The following is a 15,176-nucleotide window of genomic DNA, read 5'->3' as shown; positions in this document are numbered from 1 at the left end:
GGCGGCGCAGAAAATGTCAAATCGAGAAACATAATTCCGGCGTTGTAACTCCTGGGGGTACTTCTCTGCCCCGTGAACATGTTGGATCGATTCAAACTGACGCACCGCGTGTGGGCCGGCGTGGTGGTGTATTGGGCGGTGTTTCTGGCCGCCATCGTGGTGGGTTTGTGGGGCATGATGAGCGCGCGCGATGCACTGGTCCACGTGCACCAGCAGCGCATGGTGCCGGCGGGTCAGGCGGGCGACATGATCCAGCGCTTTTACGACAGCCGCCTCAACGTGCTGTTGTCCTTCCAGCACGATCCGCACGGCCCGCTGGCCAGCCTGCACGACCACCCGCTGAACCTGCACCTGGACAACATCGCCAAAAACGCCGCAGCCAACGATGTGGCCTGGAAAGCCATCAGTGAACGCGCGGTGGACGAGGTGGATGCCCGCCTGGTGGCCGAAGCCACGGCACGTCAACAGGCCTGGCGGGCCAAACTGCAGGCCACGCTGCAGCAACTGCGCGACGACCAATACACACCCGACGTGATGCAGGCCTTCCTGGTGGCCGGACGCACGGAGGGGCAGGCCTTGCTCAACGCCTACACCGCCCTGCGCGACCACCAGCTCGCCAAGGCCGACGAAGAAGCCGCAGCCGCCGAACGCCGCTACCGCCTCAGCCAACGGGTGTTCGCTGCCATCGTGTTGCTGGGCGGTGTGCCCATGACGCTGCTTATGCTGACGACCTTGCGGCGCATGACCCTGGGTTTCCGCCAGGCCAATCAGACCGCCACCGCCATCGCGGCGGGCAACCTCACCCACCCCATCTCGGCCAACGGCCAAGACGAAATCACCCAGCTGCTGGCCCAGATGACGCTGATGCAGACCAACCTGCGCCAGCTGATTTCGCAGGTGATCTCGGGCGCCGACTCGATTGCCAGCGCGTCCAGCCAGGTGGCAGCGGGCACGCTGGACCTCTCACAGCGCACCGAGCAGCAGGCCAGTTCGCTGGAAGAAACCGCCTCTGCCACAGAGGAACTCAACAGCACGGTGAGCCAGAACGCGGACCATGCACGCACCGCCAACGACATGGCCGAAGCGGCCTCGGCAGTGGCCGCGCGCGGTGGTGCGGTGGTGGCCCAGGTGGTGGACACCATGAACGAGATCAACAACTCGTCGCACAAGATCGTGGACATCATTGGCGTCATCGACGGCATCGCCTTCCAGACCAACATCCTGGCGTTGAACGCGGCGGTGGAAGCGGCGCGTGCCGGTGAGCAAGGCCGGGGTTTCGCGGTGGTGGCGTCTGAAGTGCGCTCGCTGGCCCAGCGCTCGTCGGCAGCGGCACGCGAAATCAAGGCGCTGATCGACACTTCGGTGCGCAACGTCACCAGCGGCACCGAACAGGTGGATCAGGCCGGCCAGACGATGCGCGAAATTGTGGACAGCATCCAGCGTGTGACGGTGCTGATGCGCGAGATCGCCTCGTCCAGCCGTGAACAGTCCGAAGGCATTTCACAGATCAACAGCGCGGTGGCCTTGATGGACGGCGTGACTCAGCAGAATGCCGCTTTGGTGGAGGAAGCCAGCGCCGCCTCGTCGGCGCTGCAAGACCAGGCGCGTCAGCTCACGGAGCGGGTGTCGGCCTTCCGCCTCTGACCCCGCCGAACAGGCGGGCAAAAAACAGTGCCACGTCGTCCACCAAGGTGAACACCGCTGGAATGACCAGCAGGCTCAAAAAGGTGGAGGTGATCAGCCCACCGATGACCGCGATGGCCATGGGCGAGCGGAAACTGGCATCGGCCGCGCCCCAGCCCACCGCGATGGGCAACATGCCCGCGCCCATGGCGATGGTGGTCATCACGATGGGCCGGGCGCGTTTGTGGCAGGCGTCCAGAATGGCATCCAGCCGGCTCATGCCGTGAAGGCGCCGTGCCTCGATGGCGTACTCCACCAGCAGGATGGAGTTTTTGGTGGCCACCCCCATGAGCATGATCAGGCCGATGAGCGAGGGCATGGAGAAGCTCTTGTTGGTCAGCAACAGCGCCACAAAGGCCCCACCCAGCGACAGCGGCAAGGCCGCCAGGATGGTGAAGGGGTGCAAAAAGGCCTTGAACAGCAGCACCAGCACGATGTAGATGCACAACACGCCGGTCAACATGGCCAGGCCGAAGCTGGCAAACAGCTCGCCCTGCACCTCGGCGTCGCCAATTTCAATGACCTGCACACCGGCGGGAAGGTTGTTCACGCTGGACAGTTTCTCCACCGCGGCTTTCATGTCGCCCAGGGCGATGCCGGCCAGCTCCACCTCGAAGTTGATGTTGCGCGAGCGGTCGTAGCGGTCGATCACCGGCGGGCCGCCGCCAAAGCTCAGGGTGGCCACCTGCTCCAGCATCACCGGGCCTTTTGCGCCGGGCACGGTCAGCCGCCCCAGCGTGGACAGGTCTTGGCGCGCCGCCTCGTCCAGCTTGACCACAATGGGGATCTGGCGCTGCGAAAGGTTGAGCTTGGGCAAGGCACTGTCGTAGTCGCCCACGGTGGCGATGCGCAGGGTTTCAGCGATGGCGCTGCTGGTCACGCCCAGGTCGGCGGCGCGCGCCAGGTCGGGCGTCACGATGATTTCGGTGCGCACCAGCGCAGCGGTGGATTGCACACTGCCCACACCAGGGATGGTGCGCAGGTCGCGCTCGATGCCACGCGCGGCATCGAACATGGCGGTGGCGTCGTTGCCGGTGAGCGTCAGGATGTACTTCTCGCCCGAACCGCCCAGGCCCACCTTGCTGCGCACGCCCGGCAGGTCGGCCATGGCCGCGCGGATCTGGTTTTCGATCACCTGTTTACGCGGGCGCTGGCCACGCGGGTCCAGCTGAATGGTCAGTGCCGCCTTGCGCGATTCCGCCGTGCCCTGGGGCGCAAACGGATCGGTGCCCGCCGAACCCGAGCCGATGGTGGTGTAGACCGACTTGACGTGGGGCACGGCCGACACCAGCAGGCGCGCGCGCTCTGAGGTGGCCACGGTTTGCGCCAGGGTGGCGCCGGGCGCCAACTCCAGGTACACCTGCGTCTGCGAGTTGTCGTCGGCCGGGATGAAGCCCTGCGGCAGCAGCGGGATCAGCATGAGCGAGCCGACAAAAAACAGCCCGGCACCGATCATGGTGATCCAGCGGTGGCGTATGCACCAGGCGGCCCAGGTTTGGTAGCGGTCGAGCCAGGCGGGCTCCTTCTGGTTGTGCAGCCAATTCCAGGCCCAGCCCAGCAGGCGGTGACGCTGGGCCCAGCCCGGGCGTTGTGTGGCGTCCAGCACGGGTTTCATCAGGTAGGCCGCCATCATGGGCGTGAGCGCGCGCGCCACCACCAGCGAGGCAAAAACGGCAAACGAGGCCGTCCAGCCAAACTGCTTGAAGAACTTGCCCGGAATGCCCGACATGAAGGCGGTGGGCAGAAACACCGCGATCAGCGTGAAGGTGGTGGCGATCACCGCCAGGCCAATTTCGTCGGCCGCTTCCATGGCCGCCTGGTAAGGGGTCTTGCCCATGCGCATGTGGCGCACGATGTTTTCGACTTCGACAATGGCGTCGTCCACCAGGATGCCGATCACCAGCGACAGCGCCAGCAGCGTCACCACGTTGATGGTGAAGCCCATGTAGTGCATGCCGATAAAGGCCGGAATGGCCGACAGCGGCAGCGCCACCGCCGAGACGATGGTGGCCCGCAGATCACGCAGGAACAGCCACACCACCAGCACCGCCAGCAGCGCACCTTCGTACAGCAAGGTCATCGAGGCGTTGAATTCTTCCTCCACCGGCGTCACGAAGTCGAAGGACTCGGTGATGCGCAGATCGGGCCGGGCTTCGCGCAACTCGGCCAGCTTCTGGCGCACACCGCGCCCCACCTCCACCTCGCTGGCGCCCCGGCTGCGCGCCACCTCGAAGCCCACCACCGGTTTGCCATCCAGGAAGGCGGCGGCGGTCGGGTCGGCAATGGTGTCTTGCACCTTGGCGATCTGCTCCAAGCGCACGCTGCGGCCGTCCGACAGGGCGATCTGCATGCCGGCCAGTTCCTGTGCGGTGCCCAGGGCCGACAAGGTGCGCAGCGGTTGTTGGCTGCCGCCCAGCTCGGCCTTGCCACCCGCGCTTTCGATCTGCACCCGGGCCAGTTGGCGCGACACATCGGCCGCGGTGGCCCCGAGCGACTGCAGCTTGAGCGGATCGAGCTGCACCTGCACCTCGCGCGTCACACCGCCGACGCGGTTGATCGCCCCCACACCACGCACCGACAACAACAGCTTGGACACCTCGTTGTCCACAAACCACGAGATGGCCTCGTCGTCCATGCGGTCCGACGCCACGGTGTAGGCGAGCACCGCGCCCCCGGCCAGTTCCAGCTTGTTGATGATGGGGTCGCGCAGGTCGCCGGGCAGGTCGCCCCGCACCTTGGACACCGCCGAGCGCACATCGTCAAGTGCCTCCTGGGTGCTTTTTTCGATGCGGAATTCGGCCGTGATGGTCACCGCGCCGTCTTGCACCTTGGTGTAGATGTGTTTCAAACCCTGCAGCGACGCCAGGCTGTTTTCGATCTTGCGGGCGACATCGTTTTCAAGCTGGTTGGGCGCGGCACCTGGCAGGTTGGCCACGATGGTGATGTTGGGCACGTCCAAGTCAGGAAAGTTTTGCACCTTCATGGCCTGGAACGAGAACAGGCCCGCCAGCGTCAGCATGACGAACAACATGGCCGCAGGGATGGGGTTGCGGATGGACCACGCGGAGACGTTCATGGTCAACCCTTACCGAACCACTTTGACCAGGTCGCCTTCGTTGAGAAAGCCGGCGCCCTGCACCGCCACCCGCTCGTCGGCCTTGAGCCCTTGCAACACCTCCACCACGTCGGTCACCCGGCGGCCGGTCTGAACCTTGCGCTGCGTCACCTTGTTCTGGGCATCCACCACAAACACGTAGCTGTGGCCATCGCGCAGCACCACGGCCGGCGCGGGCACCGTGAGCGCCTGGCTGGCGGGCAGCTCAAAGCGGCCACGCGCAAAGGTGTTGGCTTTGAGTGCCTCATGGCGCGGCAGGTCCACGTACACCAGAATGTTGCGCGTCTGCGGATCGGCCGTCGGCGCAATGGCACGCACGGTGCCGACCAGCGTCTGGCCACCTGCCAGCGTGACCTCGGCCTTCACCCCACGCCGGATGAGCGCGATCTCGGTGGGCGTGACCTCGGCACGCCACTCCATGCGGCCCTGGCGCAGCAGCCGGAACAGCTCCTGCCCCGCGCCCACCACCGCCCCCACCGTGGCGGCGCGGGCAGACACCACCCCGTCGTCAGGGGCCAGCACACGGGTGTGGGCCACCCGCAGCCGCACCGCCGCCAGCTGCGCTTGTGCGGCCTCCCATTGGGCATGTGTCACACGTTCGGTCGTGAGGTACTGGGCCATTTGAGAGGCCGACAGGGCACCGCTGTCCTGAATGGAGCGCGCGCGGTCGGCCTCGGCTTTGGCGCTTTCATGGGCAGCCTGTGCCTGCATGACCGCCGCCTGGGCCTGCAACTGCTCGGCCTGGGCCGTTTCAGCGGCAAAGCGGGCCAGCTCCTGCCCGCGTTTGACCACGTCACCCACGTTGACATGCACGGCGGTCAGCCGCAAGCCGTTGACCTCGGCACCCACGATGGCCTCTTGCCAGGCGGCCACGTTGCCATTGGCCTGCAATCCATTGGGCAAGGTGGCCGGCAGGGGTTGCGCCACGCTCACGGTCAGTGCGGGTTTGGGGCCGGGGCCTGCGGCGGGCTGCGCATCGGCGGCCGGGCTACGCACCGCCGCCACGGCCAGGGTCAGCGCCAGCAGCACAGCACTGAAGGGCCAGGCGGGCTGGCGAAAAGTCAAACGGGCAAAAAACGTCATGAAGCGTCCCGGGCAATCGGTTGTTGGGCCTTGTCGCTGGCGGAGCTGGGCTCGAAACCGCCCCCCAGCGCCACATAAAGCCGCACCCAGGCGGCGAGCTGTTCCTGCCGCAGCAACAAAGCGGCGTTGTCGGCGGCCAACAGCCAGCGCCGGGCGTCTTCGAGTTCGTTCAAGCTGGCCAAGCCGGCCTGGTAGCGCGAGGTCGTGCCGTCCAGCGAGCGCCGGTAGCCCTCCACCGCCAGAGCGGCAGACCCGACACGCTCACGCACGGCGGCCAACGACACCAAGGACTGCTCGACTTCAGACACGGCCTGGCGCACCACGGCTTGATACGCGACCGCTGCTGCGTCGAGCTGGGCCTGCGCAGCGTCCACCTCAGCGTGCAGCCGGTCGCGGCCCAGCAGCGGCACACTCAGCGTCAAGGGCCCGAGTGACCAGGTGTCCACCGTGGCGCTGATGCCCGCGACGCGCACCCGGTTGACCATGAGGTTGCCCGACAGGCTGAGGCTGGGCCGCAGCGCGGCCTGGGCCAGGCCCACCGCCTGCGCGGCAGCAACCCACTGGCGCTGCGCACGGTAGACATCGGGGCGTTGGCGCAGCAAATCGGCCGGCACGCCCGGCACCTGCAACAACTGGTCGGCCGGGGTCTCCCACCGGGGCGCCTGTGCGAGCCCTGCGCGCAATGTGGGCTCGGGCACACCGGTCAGCGCGGTCAGGGATTTGAGCTGCCGTTCGCACAACTCACCCCATTGCGCCAGACGCCCGGCGCTTTCGGCCGCGCTGGCACGCGCCAGTGCGGCCACGGCCGGTGCGGTCAGGCCCGCCTTCTCGGTGATGCCGTTGGCATCGGCCGTGCGCTGGCGTGAGTCACTGTCGGCGCGGGCCACCGCCAGTTGCTCACGGCACAAACGCAGACCAAAGTAGGCCTGTGCCGTTTCGGCCGCCACCAGCACACGGGCCTCGTGCCAACCCGCGCCGGCCGCGTCCTGCTGCGCCTGGGCCGCCGACACGCGCGACACATCTTCACCCCACAGCGCGATGGCCCACGAGGCTTGCGCGCCCGCGCTCAGCACGGTGGCCACCGGCGTGGTGGGGTCGGTGAAAGCGCGGCTCCCGCTGACCACACCCGCCATCTGGGGTCGGCCCTGTTGCTCCGCACCCGCCAGCGCCGCACGCGCGGCAAAAACCTGGGCGCGCGCAGACGCAACGCTGGGGCTGCGCCGCTGCGCCTGGGCGATCCAGTCGGCGAGCAACGGGTCGTTGAAACGCGACCACCAGGCTGTCAAATCCTGCGGCGTGCCCTGGTGTGGCAACGTGGGTGCCCACCACGTGGCGGGCAGCTCGACCGGCGCGAGCTGCGGTGGGGGCGGCGTGGCGCATGCGGTCAGCGCCAGCGCCACCACCGGGCCCAGGCAAACCCGAAAAAGCGGATGGGAGGGCAGTTGCATGGTGTACGGCTCAGTCGTCTTCCTGCGGCAAGCCCGGAAAAAGCACCTCGTTGAAGCCAAACTGGCTGAAGTCGCGCACCCGCATGGGGTAGAGCTTGCCGATCAGGTGATCACACTCGTGCTGTGCGACACGCGCGTGAAAGTCGCTCACCGTCCGGTCGATGGGACGCCCCATTTCGTCGAACCCGGTGTAGCGGATGTGCCGCCAGCGCGGCACCACGGCGCGCAAGCCCGGCACCGACAGGCAGCCTTCCCAATCGCTGGCCTCGTCCTGCCCCAGCGGCGTGATGACGGGATTGATCAACACCGTGGGCGGCACCGGCTCGAACTGGGGGTAGCGCGGATTGACCTGGCCGGTGCCAAAAATGACCACCTGCAGATCGACACCGATCTGAGGCGCGGCCAGACCGGCGCCACTGACAGCGGCCATGGTGTCGCGCATGTCGGCGATGAGGGCGTGCAGCTCGGGCGTGTCGAACGCGGTGACGGGTTGTGCGATGCGCAACAGGCGCGGATCGCCCATTTTGAGAATCGTGTGAATGGCCATGGCGGGGCAACGGGCACAAAGGCATCAAGAATATCACTGTCACCGCCCGCACACGGTCGCCTCAGCAGACACAGGCACAATCGCCCCATGCCGGAGACCCCTCCCCCCATGGGCCCACCTCGGACGGTGCCATCGCCTTTGTCGGCCGTGCGGCGGGGCCTGTACCTGGCGCTCGCGTTGGTGTCGCTTTTGCTGGGCGTGGTGGGTGCGTTTCTGCCGGTGCTGCCCACCACACCTTTTGTGCTGCTGGCGGCTTGGGCGGCCGCGCGCAGTTCACCCAGGCTGCTGCAATGGCTCGAAAACCACACCGTGTTTGCCCCCATGATCCGCGACTGGCGCCGAGGGGGCGTGGTCAGCCGGCGCGCCAAGTGGATGGCCTCCCTGATGATGGCCGCGTCGGGCGCCTACCTGTTGTGGTCGTCGCACCCGCGCTGGGCCGCGTGGCTGGCCATTGCCTGTATGGCAAGTGTTGCCACCTGGCTCTGGCGGCGACCTGAAAAGCCGCCCACGCTTTGAGCCGGGTCAGGGCGTGGCCGTGGGCAACAAGGCCCGCATGCCCGCCTCATCGAGCACGGCCACACCCAGCTCCTGCGCTTTGGCCAGCTTGCTGCCGGCTTCGGCACCGGCCACCAGGTAATCGGTTTTTTTGCTCACCGAACCGGCCACCTTGGCGCCAGCCGCTTCCAGCAAGGCCTTGGCCTCGTCGCGGCCCAAGGTGGGCAAGGTGCCGGTGATGACAAAGGTTTTGCCGGCCAGCGGCAAGGCCTCGCGCGGGGCGGGCGGCCCTTCGGGCCAGGTGAGGCCACAGGCGCGCAACTGTTCCACCACTTCACGGTTGTGCGGCTGCTGAAAAAACGTGTGGATGCTCTGCGCCACAACCGGCCCCACGTCCGCCACCTCGGTCAGTTGCTCCAGCGATGCGTCCATCACGGCGTCGAGCGCGCCAAAGTGGCGCGCCAAGGCCTTGGCGGTGGCTTCGCCCACATGGCGTATGCCCAAGCCAAACAGGAAACGCGGCAAGGTGGTCTGTTTGCTGGCTTCCAACGCGGCCAACATGTTCAGCGCCGACTTGTCGGCCATGCGCTCCAGCGTCGCCAGGGCATTGAGGCCCAGGCGGTACAGGTCGGGCAGCGCCTTGACCACGTCGCCATCCACCAGTTGATCGACCAGCTTGTCGCCCAAGCCTTCGATGTCCAGCGCCCGCCGCTGCGCAAAATGCAGCAAGGCCTGTTTGCGCTGGGCGCTGCAGAACAACCCACCGGTGCAGCGGTGGTCGGCCTCGCCCTCCTCCCGCACCGCCGCGCTGCCACACACGGGGCAGCACGCGGGCATGGTGAACTCGGTCGCGCCCTCGGGGCGCTTGTCGGGCAACACGCCCACCACCTCGGGAATGACGTCGCCGGCGCGGCGCACGATGACGGTGTCGCCCACACGCACATCCTTGCGGCGGGCCTCGAGTTCGTTGTGCAGGGTGGCGTTGGTGACGGTGACACCGCCCACAAACACCGGCGCGAGTTTGGCCACCGGCGTGAGCTTGCCGGTGCGGCCCACCTGCACGTCGATGGCCAATACCGTGGTGAGCTGTTCCTGCGCCGGGTATTTGTGGGCCACGGCCCAGCGCGGTTCGCGGGTCTTGAAGCCGAGTTGCTGCTGCAACGCCAGTGCGTTGACCTTGTAGACCACACCGTCGATGTCGAAAGGCAGGCTGTCGCGTTTGGCGCCGATGGCGGCGTGAAAAGCTACCAGCCCATCAGCGCCCAGCACCACGGCCCGGTCGGCACACACCGGTAGGCCCATGGCGGCAAAGGCGTCGAGCAAGGCGCCGTGGGTGGGCGGCAGAGCCCAGCCCTGCACCTCACCCAGTCCGTAGGCGAAAAAACTCAGTGGCCGCTGTGCCACCAGGGCCGGATCGAGCTGGCGGATGGCACCTGCGGCGGTGTTGCGTGGGTTGATGAAGGTTTTGTCGCCCCTCTGACGCTGGCGTTCGTTGAGCGCCTCGAAGTCGTCGCGGCGCATGTACACCTCGCCGCGCACTTCGAACACCTCGGCGTCCACCCCATGCAAGCGCAAAGGGATTTGCCCGATGGTGCGCACGTTCTGTGTCACGTCTTCACCCGTTTCACCATCGCCGCGTGTGGCGGCCTGCACCAGCACGCCACGCTCGTAGCGCAGGCTCATGGCCAGGCCATCGAATTTCAGCTCTGCGGCGTACTCGATGGGCGGCGCATCGTCGGCCAGCTTGAGCGCGTTGCGCACGCGGATGTCGAAGTTGCGTGCACCCTCGGGCGAGGTGTCGGTTTCGGTGTCGATGGACAACATGGGCACGGCGTGGCGCACCGGCGTCAGGCCATCGAGCACCTTGCCCAAGACGCGTTGGGTGGGCGAGTCGGGCGTCAGCAACTCAGGGTGTTCGGCTTCCAGCGCCTGCAGTTCCTGGAACAGCCGGTCGTACTCGGCATCGGGGATGTCCGGGTCGTCCAGCACGTAGTAGCGGTGGGCGTGGTGCTGCAACTGGGCGCGCAGTGCGGCGGCGCGCTCAGCCGGGGTGGGCTGGGCGGCAAACAGGTCGTCTTGCATCGCGATCAGGAAAAGAGTCGCCGGGCTTGGGGTGAGCCGGCTGACAGGTCGTGCGCGTCGAGTGCGTCGTACAGGCCTTCGAGGTCGGCGCCAATGCGGTCCATGAGTTCTTGCGCCAGCGGTTGGCCGTTGTCGTCGGTCACCACACCGTCCATGGCGGTGGCCAGTTCGGCGGCGGCCTCGCGCATGCGCTGGTAAGGGCGCTCGCTGCGGGCCACATGGGCCACATCCAGCGACAGGCTGACCTCACGCAGGGCACTTTGTTCGGGGTCTTCCGCCAGCGCGGCCTGGGTGTCGAACTGCAGGCTCAGGATCGGCGCGCTGTCCACCTCGCCCGGCAACACCATGCGGCCAGGCAGGGCGCCGGGCACAAACCCCAGGCGCGCGGCACTTTGGGTGACGTAGCCCGGGCTCCAGGCGGCGCGGCGCGCCCGCAGCATGAAGCCCAGTTGGGCATCGTGTGTGCTGGCAAACTGGTCGAGCTCGCGCGCACGCGCCACCTCTTCCCGCATGTCGGGAAACTCGGGGGTGGCGCCCAACACGTCGGCAAAGGCCTGCGTTTTGACCACGTACTCGGAAAACTCGATGTCGTTGAGCGCACCCGCACGGTTGGCCAGTTGAACGCCGGCCTGCAGGGCCTGGTATCGCTGGCCGGCACGGGGCACTTCCCATTCGTCGGTGGCTGTGTTCAAGCCCTCGACGGCAAAGGGTTTGGTGCCCACGCGGCGCGAACGGGGCAAGGCGGCCAGCACCGCGTCGCCCGACACCACCGCGTCCAGGGCCAGTGGCGCAATCACGTCGATCAGCGGGTCCAGGCGCAGGCGCTTGTCGGCCTGGGGCGCCGTGGGCAGCGGCGGCACCGTGTCACCCGCTTCCAGCGTGGGCGCCACACCCTCGCCGTCCGAGCCGTCCAGCACGGGCTCGATGCGCTGGCTGTTGTCGGCACTGGCCGGCGCGGTGATCTCGCGCTGGGCCGCTTTGCGCGAGGTGCTCTGGCGTGTGACCCAGGCGTTGTAGGCCATGACGGCGGCCAGGATCAGCAGGCCAATGACGATGAGGCTGAGTTGCAAGGTGCTCATGTGTCGATGCTTCAGGAATCCATGAGGCTGGTGGCGGCTTCCATGTCCACCGCCACGATGCGTGAAACGCCCTGCTCCTGCATGGTCACGCCGATCAACTGTTCGGCCATTTCCATGGCGATCTTGTTGTGGCTGATGAACAGGAACTGGGTGCCCTTTTTGCTCATGCTGGTGACGAGCTTGGCGTAACGCTCGGTGTTGGCGTCGTCCAGCGGCGCGTCCACCTCGTCCAGCAAACAGAAGGGCGCGGGGTTGAGCTGGAAAATGGCGAACACGAGCGCGATGGCGGTGAGCGCCTTTTCTCCGCCCGACAGCAGGTGGATGGTCTGGTTCTTTTTGCCCGGCGGTTGGGCCAGCACCTGCACGCCGGCATCCAGAATTTCTTCGCCGGTCATCACCAGCTTGGCGTTGCCGCCGCCAAACAGCTCGGGGAACATCCGGCCGAAGTGTTCGTTGACGGTGTTGAAGGTGTTGCCCAGCAGATCGCGTGTTTCGGCGTCGATCTTCTTGATCGCATCTTCCAGGGTGCCGATGGCGTCCAACAAATCGGTCATCTGCGCATCGAGGAAACCCTTGCGTTCGCGCGCCGCCGTCAATTCGTCCAGCGCGGCCAGGTTGACCGCGCCCAGCGCCGCGATCTCGCGGTTGATGCGATCGATTTCGCTCTGCAAGCCCGTCAGCCGCACGTTATCGGCCTCGATGCTGGCGGCGACAGTGGCCAGGTCGGCATTGGCCTCCGCCAACAGCTGGGCGTACTGCTCGATGCCCAGCTTGGCCGCCTGCTCTTTGAGCTGGAACTCGGTGATGCGCGCGCGCAGCGGGTCCAGCGCGCGTTCGGTTTGCAAGCGGCGTTCGTCGCTGGCGCGCAGCTTGGCGGTGAGGTCGTCGTATTGGCTTCGCTGGGTGGCGAGGGCCTGCTCGCGCTCCATCTTCATGTTCAGCGCGTCTTGCAGGCCACCTTGGGCGGCGGCATCGCTCAGGCGCGACAACTCGTCGCGGGCGCGCTGGTCTTCGTCGGTCAGCGCGGTGATTTGCTGGCGCGCGGTGTCCACCGCACGCTCCAGTTCGGCACGCCGGGCTTGCAAGCTGCGTTGTGAAAAGGTGGCTTCTTGCGCCTGGCGCTCCAGCGCGCGCAGTTGTTCGCGCGCCTGGCCCAGCTTGCGTTCGGCCTCAATCACTGCATCGTCGAGCTGGCTGTGGCGCTCCTGGCTGTCGGCCAGTTGCATGTCCAACTCTTCAAAGCGTGCTTCGGCGGCCAAACGGCGTTCCTGCAGGTCTTCAAGCTGGGCGTCGATTTCAGCCATGTCGCCCGCGATCTGCTCGCGCCGGGCGCGGGCCTGCTCGCTCAGCTGGCGCAGGCGCAGCACCTCCACCTGCAGCTCGTGCACACGGCCCTGGCCTTCGGTCGCTTCGCGCCGCGCGCTGACCAGGCGCTGGGAGGCATCGGCATACGCGGCTTCGGCGCGGGTCAACGCGGTGCGGGCTTCGTCTTCCAGCAGCACCTGGGCGCGCTGGCTTTTCTCGAGGTTTTCAATTTCCTGGGCGCGGGCCAGCAGGCCGGCCTGTTCCGAATCGGGGGCGTAAAAGCCCACACTGTGGGCCGTCACCACGTGACCGCTGGCCACAAACACCTGCTGGCCAGGCGCCAACTGGGCGCGCTGGGCCAGGGCGTCTTCGAGGCTGGGCGCGGTGAGGCAGCCGTGCAGCCACTCCTCCAGCAGGGACTGCAAGCCGGCGTCGTTCAAGCGCAGTTTGGCCGCCAAGGGCGTGAACCCGGCCACGCTGGCCTGGGTGGATGCGGCACCGCTGGGTGGGCTGTAGAACACCAGCTTGGCCGGCGGCGCGTCTTGTGCCTGGTGGCCGAGGAAACCCCGCACCATGTCCAGGCGCGACACCTCCAGCGCGCCCATGCGTTCGCGCAGCGCGGCTTCCAGGGCGTTTTCCCAGCCGGTTTCGATGTGCAGCTTGCTCCACAGCCCGGCCATCCCCTCCAGCCCGTGCTGGGCCAACCAAGGGCGCAACTTGCCGTCGGTCTTGACCTTCTCCTGCAAGGCCTTGAGCGCCTCCAAACGTGCCGACAAGTCAGCCAGGCGGGCCGATTCGCTGTTGAGCGTTTGCTGGCGGCTGCGGCGCTGATCGTCCAGACCGGGCACCTGTTCTTGCAATTCGTGCAGGCGGGCATCGGCCTCTTCCTGTATGGCCTGGGCCGCCTGCCACTGCTCTTCCAGCTGGTGCAAGCGGGCCTCGTCGGGTGCAGCCAGAGCGTTCTTGTCCGCGTTGAGGCGCTCGCGCCGCGTGTTCAAACCGCGCGACTGTTCTTCAATGCTGCGCTGCTCGGCCGCCAGCACCTGGATCTGCTGCTGCACCTGGGTGACGCTGGCGCGCTGCTCGTTGCTGCGCGCCTGCGCTTGCCGCAGCGCGTCTTCCAGGGCGGGGAGGCGTTGGGCTTCGTCTTCCAGCTGCGCGGCCAGGATTTCGGCCTGCTCCTCGGCTTGCTCGCCGGTGGCGGCGAGGTTCTCGATCTCGGCGGTGGCGTCGTCTTGCCGCGCCGCCCACTGGGCCATTTGTTCTTTGAGCTGCACCAATCGCTGCTCCACCCGCTGCCGGCCTTCCACCACGTAGCGGATTTCGGCTTCAAGTTTGCCCACCTCGGCGCTGGCTTCGTACAGTTTGCCCTGTGCCTGATTCACCTGGTCGCCAGCGGCGTAGTGCGCCTGGCGCAGGGTTTCCAGCTCGGCCTCTACGTGGCGCAAGTCGGCCACGCGCGACTCCAGCTCGTTCACGCCTTTGAGGCCTTCGGCCTGCACGCGCGCCAGCTCGGCCTCGGCGTCGCTGCGCTTCAAAAACCACAGCTGCTGCTGGCGCAGTGTCACCTGGTTGTTGAGCTGGTGGTAGCGCGCCGCCACCTCGGCCTGTTTCTCCAGCTTGTCGAGGTTGGCGTTGAGCTCGCGCAGGATGTCTTCGACGCGCGTCAGGTTTTCCCGCGTATCGTTCAAGCGGTTGGCGGTTTCGCGACGGCGCTCTTTGTATTTGGAAACACCGGCGGCCTCCTCCAGGAACAGGCGCAGTTCCTCGGGTTTGCTCTCGATGATGCGGCTGATGGTGCCCTGGCCGATGATGGCGTAGGCGCGTGGCCCCAGGCCGGTGCCCAGGAAGACGTCCTGCACGTCACGGCGGCGTACGGGCTGGTTGTTGATGTAGTAGCTGCTGGTGCCGTCGCGCGTGAGCACGCGCTTGACGGCGATTTCGGTGAACTGGTTCCATTGGCCACCGGCGCGGTGGTCGGCGTTGTCGAACACCAGCTCCACACTGGAGCGGCTGGCCGGTTTGCGGTGGTTGGTGCCGTTGAAGATCACGTCCTGCATGGACTCGCCACGCAATTCGCTGGCCTTGCTCTCGCCCAGCACCCAGCGCACCGCGTCCATGATGTTGGACTTGCCACAACCGTTGGGCCCCACCACGCCCACCAGCTGCCCAGGCAGCATGAAATTGGTGGGTTCAGCGAAGGATTTGAAGCCCGACAGCTTGATGGAGTTGAGACGCACGGATGACCCTGTATCGGCGGGCGGAGCCTTAAGTTGCCCCGACAAGCCCTTGATTTTCTTCGAGAAACTGCCAGCCGCGCCCAGATGGCGCACGCCGCA

General features: G+C 66.9%; 9 protein-coding genes. 2 read left to right on the top strand and 7 right to left on the bottom strand.

Going from position 1 to position 15,176, the window contains the following annotated elements; all coding sequences use genetic code 11:
• Positions 1–78 precede the first annotated feature (78 nt).
• The gene (locus tag ACFQU0_RS06810; RefSeq protein ID WP_382199437.1) at positions 79–1,644 is read left to right on the top strand and encodes a methyl-accepting chemotaxis protein; all 1,566 of its coding nucleotides are present in this window, start codon (positions 79–81) and stop codon (positions 1,642–1,644) included.
• On the opposite strand, the gene ACFQU0_RS06805 is transcribed toward ACFQU0_RS06810, so the two are convergent.
• From ACFQU0_RS06805 to def, 4 genes are read right to left on the bottom strand one after another with little or no spacing between them, the layout of a single operon-like run.
• Positions 1,613–4,759: an efflux RND transporter permease subunit gene (locus ACFQU0_RS06805; RefSeq protein WP_382199417.1), complete on the bottom strand. Its 3,147-nt coding sequence runs from the start codon at positions 4,757–4,759 to the stop codon at positions 1,613–1,615. The genes ACFQU0_RS06810 and ACFQU0_RS06805 overlap by 32 nt on opposite strands.
• 9 nt (positions 4,760–4,768) lie before the next feature.
• The gene (locus tag ACFQU0_RS06800) at positions 4,769–5,881 is read right to left on the bottom strand and encodes an efflux RND transporter periplasmic adaptor subunit (RefSeq protein WP_382199416.1); all 1,113 of its coding nucleotides are present in this window, start codon (positions 5,879–5,881) and stop codon (positions 4,769–4,771) included.
• Entirely contained in the window at positions 5,878–7,329 is a 1,452-nt protein-coding gene (locus ACFQU0_RS06795; RefSeq protein WP_382199415.1) for an efflux transporter outer membrane subunit, read from the bottom strand. Before ACFQU0_RS06795 ends, ACFQU0_RS06800 begins: the two co-directional genes overlap by 4 nt.
• A gap of 10 nt (positions 7,330–7,339) precedes the next feature.
• Positions 7,340–7,876: a peptide deformylase gene (gene def / locus ACFQU0_RS06790; RefSeq protein WP_382199414.1), complete on the bottom strand. Its 537-nt coding sequence runs from the start codon at positions 7,874–7,876 to the stop codon at positions 7,340–7,342.
• Between the two features lie 87 nt (positions 7,877–7,963).
• Here def and ACFQU0_RS06785 point away from each other — a divergent pair, with 87 nt between their 5' ends.
• A complete protein-coding gene (locus ACFQU0_RS06785) occupies positions 7,964–8,392 on the top strand; it encodes a YbaN family protein (RefSeq protein WP_382199413.1) in 429 nt (142 codons plus the stop codon).
• Between the two features lie 6 nt (positions 8,393–8,398).
• Here the strand turns inward: ACFQU0_RS06785 and ligA are convergent, their stop codons facing one another.
• From ligA to smc, 3 genes are read right to left on the bottom strand one after another with little or no spacing between them, the layout of a single operon-like run.
• Complete coding sequence (gene ligA / locus ACFQU0_RS06780; RefSeq protein WP_382199412.1) at positions 8,399–10,453, bottom strand: NAD-dependent DNA ligase LigA; 2,055 nt, start codon at positions 10,451–10,453, stop codon at positions 8,399–8,401.
• Between the two features lie 5 nt (positions 10,454–10,458).
• Entirely contained in the window at positions 10,459–11,532 is a 1,074-nt protein-coding gene (locus ACFQU0_RS06775; protein ID WP_382199411.1) for a cell division protein ZipA C-terminal FtsZ-binding domain-containing protein, read from the bottom strand.
• Between the two features lie 11 nt (positions 11,533–11,543).
• Positions 11,544–15,077, bottom strand: a complete 3,534-nt coding sequence (gene smc / locus ACFQU0_RS06770; protein ID WP_382199410.1) for a chromosome segregation protein SMC — start codon at positions 15,075–15,077, stop codon at positions 11,544–11,546.
• Positions 15,078–15,176 lie beyond the last annotated feature (99 nt).

Origin of the sequence: Hydrogenophaga defluvii (assembly GCF_042665235.1) — a bacterium.
GTDB lineage: Bacteria > Pseudomonadota > Gammaproteobacteria > Burkholderiales > Burkholderiaceae_C > Hydrogenophaga > Hydrogenophaga defluvii_A.
Note: the sequence above shows the minus strand (reverse complement) of the source record. Positions and strands in the feature narration are given on the sequence as shown.

Coding starts and splice junctions, on each gene's coding strand:
- ACFQU0_RS06775 (WP_382199411.1), bottom strand. CDS start 11,532: ATGAGCACCTTGCAACTCAGCCTCATCGTCATTGGCCTGCTGATCCTG.
- ACFQU0_RS06810 (WP_382199437.1), top strand. CDS start 79: ATGTTGGATCGATTCAAACTGACGCACCGCGTGTGGGCCGGCGTGGTG.
- ACFQU0_RS06785 (WP_382199413.1), top strand. CDS start 7,964: ATGCCGGAGACCCCTCCCCCCATGGGCCCACCTCGGACGGTGCCATCG.
- ACFQU0_RS06795 (WP_382199415.1), bottom strand. CDS start 7,329: ATGCAACTGCCCTCCCATCCGCTTTTTCGGGTTTGCCTGGGCCCGGTG.
- ligA (WP_382199412.1), bottom strand. CDS start 10,453: ATGCAAGACGACCTGTTTGCCGCCCAGCCCACCCCGGCTGAGCGCGCC.
- def (WP_382199414.1), bottom strand. CDS start 7,876: ATGGCCATTCACACGATTCTCAAAATGGGCGATCCGCGCCTGTTGCGC.
- ACFQU0_RS06805 (WP_382199417.1), bottom strand. CDS start 4,759: ATGAACGTCTCCGCGTGGTCCATCCGCAACCCCATCCCTGCGGCCATG.
- ACFQU0_RS06800 (WP_382199416.1), bottom strand. CDS start 5,881: ATGACGTTTTTTGCCCGTTTGACTTTTCGCCAGCCCGCCTGGCCCTTC.